This window comes from Burkholderia sp. Se-20373, from assembly GCF_017104705.1.
GTDB lineage: Bacteria > Pseudomonadota > Gammaproteobacteria > Burkholderiales > Burkholderiaceae > Burkholderia.
On record NZ_JAAGPH010000006.1, the window covers coordinates 1 to 20,888 of the forward strand.

At 63.5% G+C, this 20,888-nt stretch carries 16 protein-coding genes and 5 pseudogenes; 16 read left to right on the top strand and 5 right to left on the bottom strand.

Annotated elements, in window-relative coordinates; translation table 11 throughout:
- From G3N96_RS03120 to G3N96_RS03130, 3 genes and pseudogenes are all read left to right on the top strand, one after another.
- A pseudogene (locus tag G3N96_RS03120) lies at window positions 1–231 on the top strand (hypothetical protein); the annotation flags it as partial.
- A gap of 116 nt (window positions 232–347) precedes the next feature.
- Window positions 348–1,967: a glutamine-hydrolyzing GMP synthase gene (guaA, locus tag G3N96_RS03125; RefSeq protein WP_206136206.1), complete on the top strand. Its 1,620-nt coding sequence runs from the start codon at window positions 348–350 to the stop codon at window positions 1,965–1,967.
- A gap of 223 nt (window positions 1,968–2,190) precedes the next feature.
- A pseudogene (locus G3N96_RS03130) lies at window positions 2,191–2,568 on the top strand (Arm DNA-binding domain-containing protein); the annotation flags it as partial.
- 1 nt (window position 2,569) lies between these two features.
- Here G3N96_RS03130 and G3N96_RS03135 read toward each other — a convergent pair.
- Together G3N96_RS03135 and G3N96_RS03140 are read right to left on the bottom strand one after the other, a co-directional pair.
- Window positions 2,570–2,683 (bottom strand): annotated as a pseudogene (locus G3N96_RS03135) (transposase); the annotation flags it as partial.
- Window positions 2,682–3,328, bottom strand: a pseudogene (locus G3N96_RS03140) (transposase); the annotation flags it as partial. The pseudogenes G3N96_RS03140 and G3N96_RS03135, both read right to left, overlap by 2 nt.
- 58 nt (window positions 3,329–3,386) lie before the next feature.
- Between G3N96_RS03140 and G3N96_RS03145 the strand changes: the two are divergent.
- Together G3N96_RS03145 and G3N96_RS03150 are read left to right on the top strand one after the other, a co-directional pair.
- Window positions 3,387–3,539 (top strand): annotated as a pseudogene (locus G3N96_RS03145) (redox-sensitive transcriptional activator SoxR); the annotation flags it as partial.
- 794 nt (window positions 3,540–4,333) lie between these two features.
- Window positions 4,334–5,386, top strand: coding sequence for a sugar transferase (locus tag G3N96_RS03150; RefSeq protein WP_206136207.1), 1,053 nt, complete (start codon window positions 4,334–4,336; stop codon window positions 5,384–5,386).
- A gap of 55 nt (window positions 5,387–5,441) precedes the next feature.
- On the opposite strand, the gene G3N96_RS03155 is transcribed toward G3N96_RS03150, so the two are convergent.
- The gene (locus tag G3N96_RS03155; RefSeq protein ID WP_206136208.1) at window positions 5,442–5,810 is read right to left on the bottom strand and encodes a hypothetical protein; all 369 of its coding nucleotides are present in this window, start codon (window positions 5,808–5,810) and stop codon (window positions 5,442–5,444) included.
- A 289-nt stretch (window positions 5,811–6,099) separates the two neighbouring features.
- Between G3N96_RS03155 and G3N96_RS03160 the strand changes: the two genes are divergently transcribed.
- From G3N96_RS03160 to G3N96_RS03200, 9 genes are all read left to right on the top strand, one after another.
- Window positions 6,100–7,212 carry a polysaccharide biosynthesis/export family protein gene (locus G3N96_RS03160; protein ID WP_124584615.1) on the top strand — a complete coding sequence of 371 codons (1,113 nt, stop codon included), beginning with the start codon at window positions 6,100–6,102 and terminating at the stop codon, window positions 7,210–7,212.
- Window position 7,213: 1 nt separating this feature from the next.
- Window positions 7,214–7,684, top strand: coding sequence for a protein-tyrosine-phosphatase (locus tag G3N96_RS03165; protein WP_124584547.1), 471 nt, complete (start codon window positions 7,214–7,216; stop codon window positions 7,682–7,684).
- Entirely contained in the window at window positions 7,671–9,893 is a 2,223-nt protein-coding gene (locus G3N96_RS03170) for a GNVR domain-containing protein (protein ID WP_124584545.1), read from the top strand. The genes G3N96_RS03165 and G3N96_RS03170 overlap by 14 nt, the downstream gene beginning before the upstream one ends.
- Before the next feature lie 91 nt (window positions 9,894–9,984).
- Window positions 9,985–11,235 (top strand): glycosyltransferase family 4 protein, encoded by a 1,251-nt coding sequence (locus G3N96_RS03175; RefSeq protein ID WP_241022454.1) that lies wholly within the window; start codon window positions 9,985–9,987, stop codon window positions 11,233–11,235.
- Window positions 11,226–12,614: an O-antigen ligase family protein gene (locus tag G3N96_RS03180; RefSeq protein WP_124584541.1), complete on the top strand. Its 1,389-nt coding sequence runs from the start codon at window positions 11,226–11,228 to the stop codon at window positions 12,612–12,614. Before G3N96_RS03175 ends, G3N96_RS03180 begins: the two co-directional genes overlap by 10 nt.
- Complete coding sequence (locus G3N96_RS03185; protein WP_206136210.1) at window positions 12,611–13,900, top strand: oligosaccharide flippase family protein; 1,290 nt, start codon at window positions 12,611–12,613, stop codon at window positions 13,898–13,900. Before G3N96_RS03180 ends, G3N96_RS03185 begins: the two co-directional genes overlap by 4 nt.
- Window positions 13,901–13,912: 12 nt before the next feature.
- The gene (locus tag G3N96_RS03190; protein WP_124584537.1) at window positions 13,913–14,848 is read left to right on the top strand and encodes a glycosyltransferase family 2 protein; all 936 of its coding nucleotides are present in this window, start codon (window positions 13,913–13,915) and stop codon (window positions 14,846–14,848) included.
- A complete protein-coding gene (locus G3N96_RS03195) occupies window positions 14,832–16,460 on the top strand; it encodes a polysaccharide pyruvyl transferase family protein (RefSeq protein ID WP_346778872.1) in 1,629 nt (542 codons plus the stop codon). Before G3N96_RS03190 ends, G3N96_RS03195 begins: the two co-directional genes overlap by 17 nt.
- Complete coding sequence (locus tag G3N96_RS03200) at window positions 16,457–17,716, top strand: glycosyltransferase family 4 protein (RefSeq protein WP_206136211.1); 1,260 nt, start codon at window positions 16,457–16,459, stop codon at window positions 17,714–17,716. The genes G3N96_RS03195 and G3N96_RS03200 overlap by 4 nt, the downstream gene beginning before the upstream one ends.
- A 29-nt stretch (window positions 17,717–17,745) precedes the next feature.
- On the opposite strand, the gene G3N96_RS03205 is transcribed toward G3N96_RS03200, so the two are convergent.
- The gene (locus tag G3N96_RS03205) at window positions 17,746–18,600 is read right to left on the bottom strand and encodes a glycoside hydrolase family 16 protein (RefSeq protein WP_124584612.1); all 855 of its coding nucleotides are present in this window, start codon (window positions 18,598–18,600) and stop codon (window positions 17,746–17,748) included.
- Window positions 18,601–18,912: 312 nt separating this feature from the next.
- On the bottom strand, window positions 18,913–19,191 hold the full coding sequence (locus G3N96_RS03210) for a hypothetical protein (protein WP_124584533.1): 279 nt from the start codon (window positions 19,189–19,191) through the stop codon (window positions 18,913–18,915).
- Window positions 19,192–19,346: 155 nt separating this feature from the next.
- Between G3N96_RS03210 and G3N96_RS03215 the strand changes: the two genes are divergently transcribed.
- Together G3N96_RS03215 and G3N96_RS03220 are read left to right on the top strand one after the other, a co-directional pair.
- Window positions 19,347–19,679: an H-NS histone family protein gene (locus tag G3N96_RS03215; RefSeq protein ID WP_206136212.1), complete on the top strand. Its 333-nt coding sequence runs from the start codon at window positions 19,347–19,349 to the stop codon at window positions 19,677–19,679.
- 174 nt (window positions 19,680–19,853) lie between these two features.
- Complete coding sequence (locus G3N96_RS03220; RefSeq protein WP_124584529.1) at window positions 19,854–20,711, top strand: IclR family transcriptional regulator; 858 nt, start codon at window positions 19,854–19,856, stop codon at window positions 20,709–20,711.
- Window positions 20,712–20,888: the final 177 nt, after the last annotated feature.

The following is a 20,888-nucleotide window of genomic DNA, read 5'->3' on the forward strand; positions in this document are numbered from 1 at the left end:
TCGCCTCGGGCGCCTGCGCTCGCGGCGCGGGAGCAGGCGCTCGAGGCGTGCGCGCCTGCGCATCGTCCGGCCGAGCCGGCGATGGCGCCCGCGTCGTCGCCGGCACCGCAGCGTGTCGAACCCGTCGTCAGCCGTCCCGCAGCGTCCGCTGCATCGTCGTCACCGGCCGCATCCGGCCCATCGTCGTCCGGCACCGTCGCACTCGACGAGCGCCCGCCGATGCAGGATTGACCGGCCATGCGTCGAGCGTGCTGCCTTCCGCCCGACGCCGCTGTCCATGCTATTGACGCAGCGCATGATGAAAATGATGCGCTGCTTTTCTTATTCTCTTCATCCCGTCCGCAGCCATGCACGACAAAATCCTGATTCTCGACTTCGGTTCGCAAGTCACCCAACTGATTGCGCGACGCGTGCGCGAAGCGCACGTCTACTGCGAAATCCATCCGAACGATGTGTCCGACGACTTCGTCCGCGAGTTCGCGCCGAAGGCGGTGATCCTGTCGGGCAGCCACGCCAGCACGTACGAAGACCATCAGCTGCGCGCGCCGCAGGCCGTGTGGGATCTTGGCGTGCCGGTGCTCGGCATCTGCTACGGCATGCAGACGATGGCCGTGCAGCTCGGCGGCAAGGTCGAGTGGAGCGACCACCGCGAATTCGGTTACGCGGAAATGCGCGCACACGGCCACACGCGCCTGCTCGACGGCATCGAGGACTTCAAGACGGACGAAGGCCACGGGATGCTGAAGGTCTGGATGAGCCACGGCGACAAGGTTGCCGAACTGCCGCCGGGCTTCGCGCTGATGGCGTCGACGCCGAGCTGCCCGATCGCCGGCATGGCCGACGAGGCGCGCGGCTACTACGCGGTGCAGTTCCATCCGGAAGTCACGCACACGGTGAAGGGCCGCCAGATCATCGAGCGCTTCGTGCTGCAGATCGCCGGCGCGAAGCCCGACTGGATCATGAGCAACCACATCGAGGAAGCCGTCGCGAAGATCCGCGAGCAGGTCGGTGACGAGGAAGTGATTCTCGGCCTGTCGGGCGGTGTCGATTCGAGCGTCGCCGCTGCGCTGATCCATCGCGCGATCGGCGACCAGCTCACCTGCGTGTTCGTCGACCACGGCCTGCTGCGCCTGAACGAAGGCAAGATGGTGCTCGACATGTTCGAGGGCCGCCTGCATGCGAAGGTCGTGCACGTCGACGCGTCCGAACAGTTCCTCGGCCACCTGGCCGGCGTGACCGATCCGGAAGCGAAGCGCAAGATCATCGGCCGCGAGTTCGTCGAGGTGTTCCAGGCCGAGGCGCAGAAGCTGTTGAAGGCGAAGTGGCTCGCGCAGGGCACGATCTACCCGGACGTGGTCGAATCGGGCGGCACGAAGACGAAGAAGGCGACGACGATCAAGAGCCACCACAACGTCGGCGGCCTGCCGGAAACGCTCGGCCTCAAGCTGCTCGAACCGCTGCGCGACCTGTTCAAGGACGAAGTGCGCGAGCTGGGCGTTGCGCTCGGCCTGCCGCCGGAGATGGTGTATCGCCATCCGTTCCCGGGCCCGGGCCTCGGCGTGCGGATCCTCGGCGAAGTGAAGCGCGAGTTCGCGGACCTGCTGCGCCGCGCGGACGCGATCTTCATCGAGGAACTGCGCAACACGACCGCGACCGCGCACGATGCGGCTGCCGGCCTGTGCGGCGAAGCCGATGTCGGCAAGAGCTGGTACGACCTGACGAGCCAGGCGTTCGCGGTGTTCCTGCCAGTGAAGTCGGTGGGCGTGATGGGCGATGGCCGCACGTACGACTACGTGACGTCGCTGCGCGCGGTGCAGACGACCGACTTCATGACCGCGCACTGGGCGCACCTGCCGTACGCGCTGCTCGGCCGCGCGTCGAACCGGATCATCAACGAGGTGCGCGGGATCAACCGTGTGGTGTACGACATCTCGGGGAAGCCGCCGGCGACGATCGAGTGGGAATGATCTAGACTGCTCCCAAGTCGTTCCGGGAGTTCAGTTTTCCCGCTGTTTTTTCGTTAAAAAACAGCGGGTTATTGTTCGCTGCGATCCGCTGCGATCCGCGCAATGCCATGTGGAAATGTCGGTACCGCTGACGGTATCGATGTTTCCTCCTCGGACGACCTTGTCCGATACCGTCAAATCGGTTTGACGGTATCGGCCGACGGTATGCGTTTGAGGAGGCAATATGCTCACAGACACGACGCTGCGCGCTCTGAGGCCAACCGAGAAAATCTATTAGGTCGCCGATCATCGCGGGCTATATGCAGCGGTGATGCCGTGGGGGGGCGTGAGCCTCAGGTACGACTACCGACTAAACGGTCGCCGCGAAACCGTGGTTATCGGTCGGTACGATGCATCACTGTCAGCGCGAAAGCCACGCAAACCAGACGAGCTCGGACTTGGAATGGCAATCAGTCTTTCTGAGGCTCGCATCCTACGCGACCAGGCTGCTCGGGCGATTCAGCGCGGGGAAAGTCCATCACGTGCGAAGGTTGAAAAACGCGTCGACGCAGCGGAGGCGTTGACGTTTGGTAAGTGGGCGGGGAAGTACTTCGAGGAGGCTAGGTGTTTTTCGCGCGCACGGCTGCCCATGCGGCCGTCACCAGTGCAGTCTTTAACCATGTACCGCTCTTGCGGACACGAGTGCTGCGGCGTTTGCCTGCGCTCTCGTCATTGCGCCGTCACCGAGAAATCCTGGTTCAGCAGATTCGGCGCGAGAGGCAGGTCGTGCTTCGAGTTCGTCGTGGCCTTTGTAGCGCAGTCCCAGTTTTCTGCGCAGCCGCTTGATCCGGTGCACGCCGACTTGCACGCCACGTTCTCGAGATCTTGCTGCAGTCACTCGGGGCCGAAACGTTCCAGGGCTCGCTTATGGGCGGCGAGCTCCTCGGCCTCCAGGCGAGGTCCCTGCTGCGTTCTTTCGGATGCCTCGCGCTTGCGCCATCCATAGCAACCGCTGATCGATACGCCCAGCACGCAGCGCATCGGCGGCTTGGGATAGTCCTGTCGCATGTGTTCAATCACGCCGTACTTCACCGCAACTCCTTCGCGAAGTACGTCGCGAACTTTTTTTGGGAGATCGGACTCCATTTTGACCTCGGCCAGTTCGCGCTTGATCTGCGCCAGCTCGGCTTCCAATTCCGTCAGTGGCTTCTTGCGTTGACCGACATCTTTCAGTTTACCGTCCTTCGCCGCGGGAACCCAGTTTGCCAGCGCCTTGATTGGGATTGACAACCGTCGGGAAGCTTCCGATACCGCAACACCTTCAGTCAGCGCCAGCTTGAACGCTTCGACGCGAAGCAAACCGCTCCTGGAATTCGATTCATGCATGCCTCGGTTTCTCGATACTACGAAACGTTGGCTTCCATTTTTTTCGCCCGGCCTCAGTTGCGCGACCAGATGGACGGGGGCATCGGTTGCGGGTGTCTGCCGATGAAGGATTGCCTGCTGAGGAACCCGGGCAATGCGTTGAGCAAGCGCGGACGAGGGGCGGTGCTGCTCGAGGGCGAGCCGGTTCGCCAGCGCAAGCCGACCTGATGCGCACGTTCATGCGGCCGTGACGATCGATTTCATTTCACCGACACCGAAGCGAGGTGCAGATGCGCGTCAGCGCAAGTCTTCGCGACGGTCGTCACTTATCGGCCAATTGATTTCAGGCGGAAACCGGAAATGCACAGTCGTTTCCTTTTGTTCGCCAGTGAACCGCCTGTCCAGATCCGATGCAGGAAAATAACCGGAAGATTTCCGGTGACATCGAAATATCCCCCTCATTCGCCCGCGTCAGACACATGGAATCGAATTGCCGGCGTTATTTCCGTCGTGTGTGCGTTACGGGGTGTCGTTACGTAACGGGCGACAAGATTCCCGATTCGCAAACGTTTTACGCGTGGAAGCTCAATTAATCAGACGTTTTTAATAAAAATCATAGGTCGTTGTTTCATTGGTATTTTTTTGCGATGCAGCACGAAAATCCGGAACAGTGGCACGGATTGTGCATTGAACGATGCGTGCCGCAGTAACGAATACCAAAACGATAGACCAATCATGAATCGAAACCACATTCCGAAATCCGGACGCGACGCGGGGGCGAAGCGGTCGAATCCGGACATTCGCACCATTGATCGCTCCGGCAGGCCAACCGATTCAGGCCTGTCCGGGAGCGACGTCATCCTTGCCGCAAAGGAACGTCCCAGCAGGTTCCAGCAGAGCCGATCTGCCGGCATGCGGGCGTACGCGTAGCCGTATCTCGATTCCAATAATCCAGTCAAGTCATAAAATTAGTATTGCGAAATAAATAATTAATCGATATTTCGTACATGTCGGGGTCAATGATGGACGGGTTCTTCTTGCGCGTGATCGACGGTGCGTTGATCGTGGTCGGCGCCTTTGGGGCATTGCATTTCGGGTTTCCGGCGGACGGCCTGTCGCACACCGGATTCGATGGCTTGCTCGTGGCTTTCGCGGTTGCGCTCGCGTTGTCCGTGTTTCCGGCATGCGGGCTGTATCGCGGTACTCGCGGACGCTCGGCGGTCAACCTGATGAGTCGAGCGATTGTCGCCTGGCTAATCGTGCAGGCCGGCGGATATGCATTGCTCTTCGTACTGCACCGGCTGCATCTGGTGCGCGGACTTTGGTTCGTCTACTGGACGATTACCAGCGGGATCGGGATGCTGCTGGCCCGCACGCTCGCGCTCGCGGTGCTCAAGCTGGTCGTGCGTTTCGGCCGGCGGGCGCGCAGTGTGGCGGCACAAGGGCCGGTGGTGGCTTCTCGCATGATGCGGTTCGTGTTCAAGCGCGTTTTCGACCTCGCGCTTTCGATTCCGCTCCTTTTTATTCTGGTGCCATTATTCGTAATACTAATTATTTTGGTGAAGCGGGATGGCGGTCCGGCATTCTTCGGGCATGTCCGTGTCGGCCGTGACGGAACGCGTTTCCGGTGCCTGAAATTCCGCACGATGGTCGTCAATTCCGACGAAGTGTTGCGCGACACGCTCGCCCGCGATCCGGAAGCGCGCGCGGAATGGATGAGGGACTTCAAGCTGAAGAACGACGTGCGCATCACGCCGGTCGGGCATTTCCTGCGACGGACCAGCCTCGACGAACTGCCTCAGTTGTGGAATGTGCTGCGCGGTGAAATGAGCCTCGTGGGCCCGCGCCCGATCGTCGACCAGGAACTCGCGCGCTATGGCAGCGATGCGCACTACTACCTCATGAGCACGCCTGGCATTACCGGGCTATGGCAAGTGAGCGGACGCAGTAATGTCGACTACGCGCAGCGCGTATCGCTCGACGTGTCGTATGTAAAGCAATGGTCGCCCTTGCTCGACTTCGGCATCTTGCTGCGCACCGTCAAGGTCGTGATGCGACGGGAGGGGGCGTACTGACGGCGGCATGGCGTGCGCGATCGATGTCGCGAGGCCGGCTCGCGACGCAGTGGCATCACGGCGAACTGGGGGCGGGATTCGCGTAAACCGAAGATGCCGACCAGCCGTCGTATTGGTACGGGTCGCCAGCCGTGCTGCTTGCGGCGCCGCTGTTCCGGTCGCGGTAACGGGCGAGGTGCTGGCGACGCGTCAGCGGTGCGTGATGCTTGCCCGTCGCCCCCGACAGCTTCGGTGCGGCGGGTCTGGCTGACGACGCGGCGTCGCTTGCCGTGCTGGCCGGAACCGGAAGCATCGCCTCGGTCTGCGTGATGCGGGCGGCGTGGGGCACGCGTTTGACGGCAGAGGTGGAGGCAGGGAACTGTGCAAGGGCGGTGACGCTGAGCGAAATGCTCGTTGCAACAGCAAGCAGGTGCGGGATTTTCATGAAATGGCAAGAAGCGAGATCGTTTCGGGGTGAGTGCGGATATGCCAGGGCGTGCGGTTGCTTTGCGATGCGCGTGATTGACAGAAGACGGTGGAGGATCGATTCGAACCGCCATCCAACACATAGGCCAAAAAGGATGACTGACCATCTGATCGGTATTCGAACGATAGCACTGTCCGTCGTATCGAAGGAAGCGCGGAACGTACGTCGCCGGGTTGCACAATGCGGCGGAATCTTGTCGGTCGCACTCGCGCTGACGTGGCTCGGCGGCTGCGCGTTTGCACCTGGCATGACTTTTCGCGGCGGGTGTCCGGCCGGCGTCTCTGCTGATCCGTCGGGGGCCTGTGGCCGGGCGACGCATGCGGCGTCACTTGCCGCTACGACGGGCGGCACGACAACCGAAGATGCACCGCCCGCCGGCGCGCTCGTCGAGATCGATGCCACGCTGATCGACCAGACGCGGGCACAGGCCGGGCCGCCGATCCCGAACGACGTGCTTTCGCTGTTCCAGCAGGCGCGCCCGTACACGCTCGGGCCCGGCGATGTCCTCAGCATCGTCGTATGGGATCACCCGGAACTCAACATGCCCGTCGTCGCGACATCGAACGGCATCGATACGACCGGCTCGAATGCGATCGTTTCCGGCTATACGGTCGACACGAACGGGGTGGTGCAATTCGCGTACGTCGGCCCCGTCAAGGTCGGCGGGCTCACGGAGTTGCAGGCGCGCGACATGCTTGCGCGCCACCTGGCGCGTTATATCCGGGATCCGCAGGTGACCTTGCGGATCCAGGCGTATCGCAGCCGGCGCATTTATCTCGACGGCGAAGTCCGCATCCCCGGCCTCCAGGTGATGAACGACCTGCCGATGACGTTGCCCGAAGCGATCAATCGCGCAGGAGGATTCACGTCGAACGGCGATCGCGCACGTGTCGCGGTCACGCGCGGAGAGGCGACCGTGACCGTGAACCTGCCGCGCATGATCGAGCAGGGACTCAACCCCGACCGGATCCTGCTGCAAAGCGGCGATCTCGTACGCGTCTATCCCGTCAGCGACAGCAAGGTGTTCGTGCTCGGCGAGGTCGGGCACACGATGACGGCGACGTTCAACAACGGCCGCCTGACGCTGAATGACGCGCTCGGCTATGCGGGCGGCGTCAGTCCGTATTCGGGCGATGCGAGCCAGGTCTATGTCGTGCGTAGCCGGCGCGGCGGTACGCCGACGGTCTTCCACCTGAATGCGACGTCGCCGGCAGCGATGGCGCTCGCGAACGATTTCGATCTGATGCCGGACGACGTGGTCTTCGTCGATGCGTCGTCGCTGGTGCGCTGGAGCCGCGTGGTGGGCATGTTCCTGCCTAGCGCGCAGACGCTCGCGACCGGCCGAAATATCGCGTTCTGACATGGACCGTCTGCTCCTGGTTTGCACTGCGAACGTGTGCCGAAGCCCGATGGCAGAGGCCCTGTTTCGACGCGTGCTGGAGGGTGTGCACGTGATGTCGGCCGGCGTCGACGCGATGCCCGGAATGGGCGCTGACCCGGCTGCGATCGCCGTCATGCGGCGTATCGGCCTCGACCTCGGCCAGCATCGCTCGCAACTGCTGGCACGCTGGATGGTCGAGTCGTCCGCGCTTGTGCTGACGATGAGCGAACGTCAGCGCCAGGTCATCGTACACCGCTACCCGTCCGTCTCCCAACGTGTCTGCCGTCTGCTGCCGGACGGGGACGTGGCGGATCCCTACCGGCTCGACAGTGCGGCGTACGCAGCGACGGTCGAGCGATTGACGACGGGCGTCAGGTACTGGTCCGGTCTGCTGGCCGGTGTCACCCGTCATACCCAAACATTGCAGGAAACGACCCATGAACCATCTTGATGCGCCAGTGCGTTACGCGGAACCGGACGACGGGCCGTCCGGGACGGTCGCGAGTTATCTCGACGCGCTTTACGACAACCGGCGGCTGATCGCGCTCGTCACGGGATTGACGCTGTTGATCGGTACGACCTATGCGTTTCTCGGGGTACCGGTCTATCGGGCCGATATCCTGGTGCAGGTCGAAGAGAACACGAATTCGGCAAAGAGCATGCTCGGCGACATTTCGTCGATGTTCGATGTCAAGACCCAGGCATCGTCGGAAATCGAGGTGCTGAGGTCGCGCCTGGTGGCGAGCAAGGTGGTTGACACCCTGTCGCTGGCCATCGACGCGCATCCGCGCTACGTGCCGCTGATCGGGTCATTGCTGTCACGGCATGCGACCGGTTTGTCGGATCCGCTGCCGTTCGGCTATGTGACCGGCACCGAACGCATCTCGGTTGCCCGGTTCGACGTGCCCGACAAGCTCTATGGCGAAACGTTCGTCATGACGCTGCAGCCGGGCAACACGTACCGTCTGTCGGGCCCGGATGTCGACGCGGGCGGCACGATCGGCGTGCCGCTGAAGGTGGTCATGCGGGACGGCCCGCTCTCGCTGCTGGTCACGTCGGTCCGCGGCAAGCCGGGTGCCACGTTCGTGCTGCGCCGGCATTCGACCTTGACGACGATCGAGGATCTCCGTCAGAGCCTGAACATCGCGGAGAAAGGAAAGCAATCGGACGTGATCGGCGTCACGCTCGATGGGACCGACCCGGTGAAGACGGCGATGATCCTCAACACGCTGGGGAGCGAATACGTTCATCAGAACGAGCGGCGCAAATCAGAGGAAGCCGAGCGATCGATCAGCTTCCTCAGCGCACAGTTGCCGGAGCTGAGGAGTCAGCTCGAGCTCTCCGAAAATCGCTTCAACGCGTATCGCGCGCAGCATGGAACGCTGAATCTCGATGAGGAAGCGACTGCGCTGCTGCAGCGCTCGGTCGATGCGCAGTCGCGCCTGACCACGCTGAAGCAGAAACGCGACGAACTGATGGCGCGCTTCACGCCGGAACATCCGGCCATCCGTGCGCTCGATGCACAGCTCGATACGGCCCAGGCGGAAATCGGGGGGATCGAGCAACGTACGCGTGCGTTGCCGCCCGTCGAGCAGGACGTGTTGCGATTGCAACGTGACGTGCAGGTCGGAACCGAGCTGTATACGAACCTGCTCAACACGCAGGAGCAATTGCGTCTCGTCAAGGCAGGGAAGGTCGGCAACGTGCGACTGGTCGACACGGCGGCGGTTCCCGAGGAGCCGGTCAGGCCGAAGCGCCTGCTCGTGATCGTCGGGTCGGCAGTCTTCGGGTTGCTGATCGGCGCGACGGTTGCGTTCAGCCGTCGCCGCATGTTCGACTCGATCGACGACCCGATCGAGGTGGAGCACGTCTGCGGCGTGCCCGTGTATGCGACGGTGCCGTATAGCCGCCAGGAAGCGTCGCTGACGCGTCTACGCCGTGTCGCGAATACGCCGTCCCGGGAGCTGATTCTCGCCCACAACGCGATGATGGACCCGGCACTCGAGAGCCTGCGCAGCTTCCGGACCGCACTGGAATTCGCGATGACCGACGTGCCGAACCGGATGGTGTTCATCACCGGGCCGACGCCTTCCGTCGGGAAATCCTTCATCTCGCTGAATTTCGCCGGCGTGCTGGGCTCGGCCGGAAAGCGCGTGCTGCTGGTCGATGCCGACCTGCGTCGAAGCGGACTCCAGCGGACGGTTCCCGTCGGTCCGGGAGCCGGGCTCGTCGAGCTGTTGCAGGGCACGCATCGCGTCGAAGACGTATTGCACCGCGAGATCCTGAAAGGTGTCGATTTCATCGCGACGGGAAGCGTGCAGATCAATGCGAGCGACGCGCTGTTCGATTCGGATCTGCGCGCGATTCTGTCCGAACTGGGGGCGACCTACGACGTGATCGTGTGCGACGGCCCGCCGATTCTTGCGGTTCCGGACGCCGCGCAACTGGCCGGTCACGCTGGCGTGACGTTCCTGGTGGTGCGTCAGGGCGTGACGAAACACGGCGAGATCAAGGAATCGATCCGGCGGCTGCGTCACGTGGGCGTGTCTCCGCACGGCTTGATCTTCAACGGGCTCAGCGTACGGCCGGGGCGCTACGCGTACGGCTACGGGCGCTATCGCCACAATCGCGACAGTCAAGCGTATTACGGCAAGGAATGACGGATGTCGGCATGGAACTGGCGACCGGCTGACATGACGGGCGGTCACGGACAACCCTCGGGCGAGGATCTGCATGAACGGTACAACTTCAATGTGTGACGCCACGACGCGTTCGCAGGCTGACGCGCAGCACACCGATAACGCGACGGGACGGCATTTCAGTCGCGTCGCCGTCGTGCACGACTGGCTGACGACCTATGCGGGCGCCGAGAAAGTCCTCGCCGAGATCCTCAACATCTGGCCGCAGGCGGACCTGTTCACGGTGGTCGATTTCCTGCCGGACAGCGAGCGCGAGAAGCTGCGCGGCAAGGTCGCCACCACGTCGTTCATCCAGCGGCTGCCGCGCGCACGATCGGCCTATCGTGCGTACTTGCCGTTGATGCCGTTCGCGATCGAACAGCTCGACCTGTCCGGCTACGACCTGGTGATTTCATCGAGCCATGCGGTCGCGAAGGGGGTCATTACCGGGCCGGATCAACTGCACATGAGCTACGTGCACTCTCCGATCCGTTATGCGTGGGATCTCCAACATCGGTACCTGAACGAGTCGGGCCTGGCGACGGGGTTGAAAGGCTGGATCGCGCGCGCGATGCTCCACTACATTCGCATCTGGGATCAGCGTACCGCGCACGGCGTCGATGCATTCGTGGCGAACTCCGGCTTCATCGCAAGACGCATCCGCAAGGTGTACGGCTACGATGCGGCGGTCGTCTATCCGCCTGTCGACATCGGGCGATTTTCGCTGGTCACGCAGAAGGAAGACTTCTATCTGACGGCGTCGCGCATGGTGCCGTACAAATGCATGCCGCTCATCGTCGAGGCGTTCGCCCGCATGCCGGAACGGCGCCTCGTCGTGATCGGCGACGGGCCGGACTTCGAGCGCGTCAAGGCCGCCGCCACGCCGAACGTCACGCTGCTGGGCTATCAGCCGGATGCGGTACTCGTCGACTACATGCAGCGGGCGAAGGCATTCGTATTCGCTGCCGAAGAAGATTTCGGCATCACGCCGGTCGAGGCGCAGGCGTGCGGAACGCCGGTCATCGCGTACGGGCGCGGCGGGGCGCTCGAGACGGTGATTGCATCCGCGGACGCGAGCACACGCACGGGGTTGTTCTTCGACCGGCAGGAAAGCGCGGACATCGTCAACGCGGTGATGCGCTTCGAGGCGGCAGGCGGGTTCGATCCACGGGTGTGCCGCGCCAACGCGCAGCGATTCACGGTCGAACGTTTTCGCGACGGCCTGCTGGAGGTGATGGCCAGAGCGTTGCGCAACCGGGCATCTGCGGCCGGGGCGCGCGACATGGCCGCCGGCTCGGGAAGGGGCGAACCATCGTGGAGCTGAGCCTGTTCGGCGTGATCGTCGTCGCGCTCGGCATCCTGACGTTCGTGCTGCCTTATCGGTGGGCGGTCTACGTGATGGTGGCCAGCACGCTGTTCGGGGCGACCGAGGCGGTTGCATTCGGCGGGCTGGGCGTGTTGCCGGCCAGCCTGATGATGCCGCTGTTCGTCGTACGTGCGCTGTTCCTCGAAGATTCGCGTGCGATCCGCAGCAGCCTGCGCGTCGGCTCGCCCGGGTTCTGGCTGCTGGTGTTGACCGGCTACGCGTGCATGACAGCTGTCGTGTTTCCGCGCATGCTGGCCGACACCACGTCGGTCTATTCCATCGATCGTTCCAACATCGGCACGACGCAACTCATGCTGCAGCCGCTCGGCCCCGTGTCCGGAAACCTGAGCCAGTCCGCATACCTGATCGGTGAGTGCCTGCTCTATCTGGCCGCCTCGATGGTGATGCGGCGACGCGACGCCAGCCGGGCCGTGGCGGATGCGTTCCTGTTCCTGACCGCGTTGAATGCGATCGCCGCGGCGGCCGATCTGTTCGGCAGCGCGGCGGGCGTCAGTCTGCTGGATCCACTGAAGACCGCGCAGTACTCGATCCTGGACGGCGCGGAGGTCGGCGGCATGCGGCGGATCAGCGGAACTTTCTCCGAGGCATCGGCATTTGCCGGCTTCTCGTTGCCGCTCTTTGCGTTCACCGCGAATCTTTGGCTGCTCGGCTATCGGCGGAGCCTGTCGGGATTGCTTGCGCTGTTGACGGCCGGGTTCGTGCTGCTGTCGACGTCGAGTACCGGGTATGTGGGGCTGTCGATCTATCTCGTCGTCTTCATGGCCAGCCGCTCCGGCGCGATCGTCCGTCACAGCCAGGCAAGGAAGTGCCGGATGCTGGCGGGGGCCTGCGTGGCGGTCGCGCTGATCGCATGCGTACTGGTCGCCATCGATTCGCCGATCGTGACGGCCGTGTCCGAGGTGATCAACCGGACGTTGACGAGCAAGATGAGCAGCGATTCGGGCGTCGAACGCAGTGCGTGGAACATGCAGTCGCTGATCAACTTCGTCGATACCTTCGGATTGGGGGCCGGCCTGGGCAGCGCGAGGGCATCGAGCTTCGTCGCGGTGACGCTCGGCAATCTCGGGCTGCTGGGTGCGATGTTGTTCGGACTGTTCCTTTACCGCACCGTGCGCGTACGCGTGCGGCCTGCTACGTGGGCATCGGACCGGATCGTCAGTTTCGCTGCCGTTCAAGCGCTGGCCGCAGCGCTGATCGGCGCGACGCTGTCCGGCACGGTGTTCGACCTCGGCCCATGCGTCTATCTGTTTGCGGCGGCGGCGTTCGGAGCACTGAACGTCAGGCGTGCATCGAACCGGGAGCCGAGGGCGACATGAACACCACCTCGTCTCGCACGGAATTGCTGGCGGTCTATGTGGCCTACATGTTCCGCTATCTGTACCCGTTGTTCATGCTCCCGTATTACGGGCGTGCGCTCGGCCCGACCGGCTATGGCCTGGTGCTGGCGGGCGCCTCGCTGTCGAATTCGCTGTGGCTGTTCGTGAGCTACGGCTTTCCGACGGTCGGCGCGCGCGATACCGTGCATGCCGCAGGCAGCGCCGAGCGAGCCGAGATTCTGCGCACCCACGTGATCGCCCGACAGCTGCTGTGCGTGCCAGCCATCGTCGCCGGCACGATCGCGATCGGCGCGTCGCTGGCGTTTCGCCAGCACTTGTCGAGCGGGCCGGTCGTCATCGCCATGGGCCTGGTCTCGGCATTCAACGTCGGATGGTATCTCGTCAGCACCGGCCGCGCGATCGCGAGCGTGCGGATCGAGGTCGTCGGCTTCGCGATTTCGTTGTCGCTGATCGTCGGCTTCGTGCATCACCCGTCCGATGTCGAGCGGGTATTTCCGTTGTTGCTGACGTCGAGTGTCGTCCAGCTCGGGCTTGCGTACTGGCTGATCCGGCGAGAGTTCGCCGGCGCCGTCTCGAACCTGAAGCGTGCCGTGGACCTGATCCGCGGGTCGACGGTCATCTTCGTCTATGGCGGTACATCGGTGTTGCTGGCAGGCGCGTCGACGTACCTGTTGTCGACCATGGCGCATGCGTCCGAGGTCAGCGCGTTCGGTGTCGCCGAGCGGCTCGTTGCTGCAGGATTGAGCGTGATGTCGCCGGCCGCGCAGATCCTGGTGCCGAAACTGACCGGCCTGGTCGGCAGCGATCCGGCGCGAGCGAATCGTCTGATGCGGCGGGTGTTCGTGTGGTTCTTTTCCGGGGCGGCGCTTGCGGCTGTCGCGACTGTCCTGCTGTCGGAATGGCTGATTCCGCTCGCGCTCGGTGCTGGCTTCGAGCGCTGCGTGCCGGTGTTGAATCTCATGGTGTTCGTGCTTCCCGTCAGCGTATGCACGCAGGTGATCGGCGCCTATTTCCTGATTCCGCGCAAGCTCGAACGCCTGCTTGCGCAGGCCGGCGTGCTGGGCGCGGTCGTGAGCCTTGCATGCGCGATTCCGCTGGCGAGCCAATGGGGTGCGCTCGGGATGGCAGGCGCGCGCCTGGTCGGAGAGTTGACGATCCTGAGCGTGCTGGCAGCCGGCCTGTGGCGCGCGAAGCTGCTGACGGAAATCTTCGGGTTCGACGGCGTTCCGGCCACGACTGTCGGCGACAACCGAATTCGCCAGTAACGAGGGTATGTGATGACTCATGAATGGGAAGTTCGCGAGAGCGGATCCGTGAACGTGCATGACCGCGCGACATCGCGCGAATCGCGCGTGTGTGCCGGCATCGCGACGCGCGGCCGGCCCGCCGAGCTGGCGAACATCGTTGCCTGCCTGCGTGCGCAGACGCTTCGGCCGGCGTCGATCATCGTCGCATGTACGGGGCAGGACGATATCGGTGCACTTGCCGAAGCCGATGATCTGTCCGTCGTGTTCGTCGAGCCTGGTTTGACGCGTCAACGCAATGCGATCCTCGACAGGATGCCGGCGGGTACGGACTATGTCGCGTTTTTCGACGACGATTTCGTTCCGCAAACGGACTGGCTGTGCGTGGTTGCGGACGCATTCGAGCGCGATCCGATGCTTGCCTGCGTGACGGGGCACGTCGTTGCGGACGGCATTCTCGGCCCCGGACTCACGATTGACGATGCGAAGCGGGCGCTGGCTGCCGTACGGGGCGACGCGCAGAGGTGGACCATGGACGGCTACAGTCCTTACGGCTGCAACATGGCGTTCCGTGCGTCGGCGGTTGCCGCGTTGCGTTTCGATGAACGGCTCGTGCTGTACGGCTGGCTGGAGGATCTCGATTTTGGTGCCCGGGTCGCCCAACGCCACGGCAGGCTCGTGAAACTCGGCAGTGCAGTGGGTGTGCATCTGGGCGTGAAGCGCGGCCGCGTGTCCGGACGCCGGCTCGGTTACTCGCAAGTCATGAACCCGGTCTACATGATGGCCAAGGGGACGCTGTCGCGTAACGATGCGTGCCGCCAGATCGTGCGCAACTTCGCGGCCAACATGGTGAAATCGATCGCGCCGGAAGCCTATATCGATCGGCGCGGCCGGCTGGCTGGAAACCTGATTGCGTTCGTCGACGTGTTGCGCGGACGCCGGACACCGGAACGTGCCGCACAGCTATGAGCGGCAGAACGGCATCGGAAACCGGCACGCGCGTGTGGGCGTTGACATCACTGCTTCAGCGTCGCAAACCTTTAATATTTGTTACGGTATGCGAATCATAATGGGCCTGGAAGGTATAGTGAAAGCGTATCGTCACCTGAGCGCGACGGCAGAGATCCGATGCAGATGTCGGTTTCGCATCCGCGAATGTGCAGCGCGAAGCTGCCGCTCGCATGCCTTTCCGTCATCGTGCCGCGCATTTTCACACGGTAACGTCCAGCGAGCCGGGAACAAGTCCTGCGACACAACAATGCTGCCCGATCATCCCACCATGCAGAACCACGTTCGCCACGGGGCGCCCGGCGCCGACGAAATGCCGCATGCACCGCGCGTCGCGCTCGTCAACGTGAAGTACAGTCCGAATCTCGGCGACGGCATGCTGTCCGAATGTCTCGAGGCGGAACTCGCGGCGGCGTTGCCGGGCATCGAGATTCATGTGATCGATCTCGCGGGCCGAACCGACTACGCCTGCGGTGCCATCTCCCGAAAATCGGTACTGACGCTGATGCATCACAGCCCGCGGGTCGTGCGTCATGCGATCGTGCATTCGGTGCTCGGGTACAAGTTGCACACGGAACTGCGCCCGCGCTGGCGTTCTGCGTTGTGCGGCGTCGACGCCGTGATCGTCGGCGGCGGCAATCTGTTGAGCGATGCGGATCTGAACTTCCCGATGAAGCTCGATGCGGCGATGGCGGAGGTCCGCGATCTCGGTTTGCCGGCCGCCGTCTTCGGCGTAGGCGTATCCGGCGACTGGACATCGCGCGGCGAACTGCTGTTCCGGCGTGCGCTCGGCGGAGTTGCGCTGTTTCATGCGTCGGTACGCGAGCGACGCTCGGCCGAGATCTGGCGGGCACGCCTGTGCGGTGCCGGGATTCGCGCCGCGCAGGTCGTGCACGATCCCGGTCACCTGGTGTCGCGGCATGTCGCGCGACACCGGGCACCGGATAACGCAGTCACCACGATCGGACTGGGTATCACTCATCCAATCGCGCTCAAGTACCACAGCGGCAGCATTCGCGTATCGGCGGCCGCGCAAGCCGAGTGGTATCGCGCACTCGTGCGTGCCGGTAGCGCGTACGGATGGCGTTTCGTCGTGTTCGCCAATGGCAGTCCCGAAGACGAGGCATACATCGGCGAACTGCGACCGATGCTCGCGGAGGCGGCCGGGCTTGGCCGAATCACTTTCGCGCCCCGTGCTGCGACGCCGGCCGACCTTGCGCGACTGATTTCATCGTTCGACTTGCTGATGGCTCACCGGCTTCACGCGAACATCGCCGCATTCTCGTATGCGATCCCACAGATCGGGTTCGCGTGGGACGTCAAGCTCGAGTCGTTTCTGTCGGGCGTCGGGCGCGGGCATTGCCTGTGTACGGTCGGAGTCGATTCGATCGACGCCGTCGTCGGGCTCGCTGTGCGGCAACTTGGTGAGGGCGTCGACGCGCATGTGCATCGCACCGTGCTCGACGACGCGTGCGCGCACGTGGCCGATCTTGCCGCCGCGCTGAGGGGCGCGGTGGCAAGATCGCGGCAGCCGGCCGGTCGCGCACGGGTGCCGGGAGAGTCGCTCGTATGAATACAGTTCCGCAGGAACGGCTGGTGATCATCAACGACGTGTCGGTCGCCAATGGCGGCGCGACGGCGCTGGCGTTACTCGAACTGCGCCTGATGCGGGCGCGTGGCGTCGAGGTGACGTACGTCACTGGCGATGACGGCGCCAATCCGGAATTCGACGCGCTCGGTATCGAGGTCGTCTGTCTGCGAGGCATCCGGTTGCTGCAGGCGGGGGCCGCGGCGTTGGGGCGTGGCGTGTACAACCCGGACACGGTCAGAACGCTCAATGCGTGGATTGCGCGTCACGACACGCCGGGCACGGTTTATCACGTGCACGGCTGGAGCCAGATCCTGTCGCCGTCCTTGTTCGCGGCGCTGCGTCGCGTACGCGAGCGGACCGTGATTACGGCGCACGATTTCTTCCTCGTGTGCCCGAACGGGGCATTTGCCGACTACCGTGCCGGTACCGTCTGTACGCGCGTGCCGCTCGGTGCGGCATGCGTGACGCGCGATTGCGACAAGCGACACTACGCGCACAAAGTGTGGCGCACGGTCAGGCAGGCCGTTCAAACGTACACGCTTCACTTCGATTCCGCCGGGCCGCGCGTCCTGATGATTCACCACTCGATGCGCGAACCGCTCGAGCGCGGTGGCATTCCGGTCGATTGCCTGCAGACCGTGCCGAACCCCGTGACGCCGTGGAGTACCGCGCGCATCGCCGCGGAACGCAATGACACGTTCGTGTTCGTGGGCCGGCTGGCATCGGAGAAGGGGCCGGACCTGGCCGCGCGCGCGGCACGACGCGCAGGCGCACGGCTCGTCATCATCGGCGACGGGCCGATGATGCCCACGTTGCGTGCCGCGTATCCGGAGGTGACGTTCTGCGGCCATCTAGCGCCGGGCGAGGTGGCGCAACGGGTGCAATCCGCGCGCGCGCTGCTGATGCCGTCGCGCTATCCAGAACCGTATGGCCTCGTGGCTGCGGAAGCGATGTGGAGCGGGTTGCCGGTTGTTGTCGCGCAGTCCGCACTGCTGGCGGGCGATATTGTTGCGTGTGGAGCCGGCGACGCGTGCGATCCCGCCGACGAGGCGGCATTCGCGGGTGCGATTGCCCGCATTGCGCGCGATGACGATGCGACGCGCAGGATGAGCATCGCCGCGCACTCGGCGACCCGCCACCTGGGGCTGTCACCGAATGCATGGGTCGAGCGTCTGCTCGAGGTCTTCGCGGCATGCACGGCGCTGGCGCCGCAACCGGCCTGGTCCACGGCCGGCTGAGCGCGTGGCGGCCCCGGGCCGGGGCGCGATCAGTGCTCTTTCGGCCGCGCACAACGGCTCGATCGGCCCGCTTCGTCGAGCGCGTAGAGCCGCACCCATTTGACGGCGAGCGTCGACGGGTCGGGCGTCTGGTCGATCGGATAGCCCGAGCCCAGCGCAAGATTGACGAGCGGATAGAGCGGTGTGTCGAGTTCGGCTGGCGTCGCCTGTTCCCAGACGGGACGGCGATCGAGGTAGTACGTGATCTTGTCCGGCAGCACGCGGACCCCGTAGTCGTGGTACCCGTTGACGAGCGAGCCGGCCGGAACGGGACTGCGATGCGTGACATGGCGCGTCTGATTCTGGTTCGCCCCGCGATACCACACGTGAAGCGACGCGGAATACCGATCTGTTGCGTGCCCGTAGTATTCGACGACATCGATTTCCACGCGCGGCGCCGGGTCAGCGACGGGCTTGAGGCTCATCAACCAGAACGCCGGCCATGTGCCGGGGCCGGGCGGCATCTTCATGCGGGCTTCGAAATATCCGTAGCGCACGCCGCGGCCATTGCCGGAAGCATCCGCCGCGGCGATCAGGCCGGAATGCCAGCGACCCTGCGGCGTGCGGCTCGCCGTGATGTGCAATTCGCCGTTGACCACGCTGAACGGCCCTTGAGGCCCCGGATCGGAGAACGCGGCATCACCGAAGTCACCATTCCAAGGTGTGTGCGCGATCCATTGTGCGTCGCCCAAGGTGCGTGGCGAGACGCGGAACGCGCTGAAATTCTCGTTGAATACCGGCACGAACTCGCAAAGATTGAGCGGAGCGGATTCTGCGCCGTTGGCCGGTGCAACCGTTGTCGCGGCCAGGAGGGCGACGATGGCGGGAAGGATCGGTGAGGACATGTGATGGGGGCGTCTGGGCAATGGATGAGGTGGGTGGCCCGAAGCGGATTCGCCGTGCTGTGTTCGGCCAGCGTCAGGATGGGATGATGCGCGATTGCGTGCAAGACCGCAACGACTGTCGGCGTGCAAAAGCGATCAAGTGGCCGTCGAAGACATGCCGCAGGCCATGCGGCAGCGTTCGCGTTCCGGCTACGCGACAGGCTGAAACGTTTCCCAGGATGAGTTCTTCGAAATCTGATCCGTATTCCTAATCGTTGATTCGATCGAGTGCTCACGAGAGAGGGGGGCGATGTCCCGTTCGTCACGTGTGTGTTACGACGTGTCGTTACGTAACGGACTGCGCCGCGGACGGAACGCAAACGTTTTGCCGCGGGAACCGGTTTTATTCAGATATTTTGAGCGACCGACAAAAGCCATTGGTTCGTCGACGTTTTTATGTGGCATTGCAACCGAGCGCGGGGCAATGGCACGAATCATGCTTCGAGTGGTATGTGCCGCGTAAATGGATGCCATAAATTCAGCCCGGTCGTGAATCGCAGGCGTCGCTCGAGAACCTGGTGCGACGGCGAGCAGGGCGAGTGCGAGACTCACGTCGGTGGCGTGTCCCGTATGACGCGTATGTATCGGGACGTTGCGCCCCGTCTTTGGGATCGGGTGCCGCGAGATGGGTCATGCGGTCACGGAAATGCAGCCTCGCTTACGCGCGCCGAAAGGCCGCAAGTTGACTTAATCCCGGAATGCATCAAATGAAGAGTCCTACGATTCGCGAGCTTCAAAAGCAGCTCGGTCACTTGAATCTGATTGTCGAAGAAGCCAGGCAGAAGGAGAAGAAGGTCAAGCTCGAGGAGATTGCCGAGCACGTCAAGCAGTTCGACATCACGGAAATCGAGTTGCTGCGGGCGGCGGGTTTCGTCAAGGCCAATCGACAGAAGGCATCGGCAAAATACTACGATCCGGACACCGGCCGATCGTGGTCGGGAAAAGGTGCACGCCCCAAGTGGCTCGTCGACAAGAACCTGGATGACTATCTGATTCGGGAAACACCGCAGCCATGGTGGCCGGAAAAGCAGGCTTGTTGAGCTGATCGCGTGAACTCGAGATGGGCGCGTCACACGTCGACTCGCATTGTCTCGCACGATACTCGTCACGAACATACTCGTCGATTCATGACGCGACAGGCACGCCAACTTGTGATCCCGCCGGACCGCGGACCCGGTGATCCTGGCGTTGCCTGACGACCGGAATTTCAGCCCATGCAGAATCCAGAAAGTGACGCCGTGGATCTCGTCGATACGGGATCTGCAAAAAAGGCAAGATATCGTGCGCCGGCGCTCGAGAAGGGGCTCGATATCCTCGAGCTGCTCATCGATCGCCAGTACGGCATGGCGCAGGCGGACATCTGCCGCGTGTTGAAGCGCAGCCGAAGCGAGCTGTACCGGATGATGCAGGTGCTCGAGGATCGCGGTTACATCTACCGGGTGGATCGCTACGACCGGTACGCGTTGACCATGAAGCTCTACTTTCTCGGGCAGCATCACGCGCCGACGCGATCGCTGGGTGCACTCGTCACGCCGCTGCTGCAACAGTTCGCATTTCAGACGGTCCAGTCGTGTTACCTGACGGTATTCGACGGCGACACGATGATCGTCATAGCAACGGCGGGCGCCGAAACGGAATGGAACATCGGGGTCCGCGTCGGGACGCGGGTTTCGTTGCACGGCAGCGCCGCGGGCGAGATGTACCAGGCCTTTCAGGACGAAGACGTGCGGACCCGGCTGTCGCGGGCCGACGGGCACGATGTCGAATTGAGGAGTCCGCCGCACGGCGACGAAGCGTTGCCCTCCCATCTGGTCGACGGCTATCTCTGCCGCCCCAACGAACGCATTCCCGGCATCACCGACATCGCGACGCCGATCGTCGACAAGTCCGGTTCGGCCATCGCGATCCTCGCTTGTCCGCACCTGGCTCAGTCGGGCGAAGCAAGCGCACTGTCGGACAGGCAGATCGGCGCGGCTTTGTATGAAACGGCCCAGCGGATCTCCGCGACGGTCGATCAACGGTTCATGCAATCGGCTGTCGACATACACGCGCGGGGTGTGGCACGCCCGTAGGGAGGGACGGATTTCGCGAACGTTGCCTGTGAGGCGACCGGGATTCGCGAATACTCCGCCACAGATCGACCTGACATAGTGTTAATTGTCATCGGGAGCGCGTGTAGCAGTCCGCGCGATCCCGTGTGTGACCCGACGGTATCGATGACGGTATCTCTACAGAGGCCGTCATCGAGA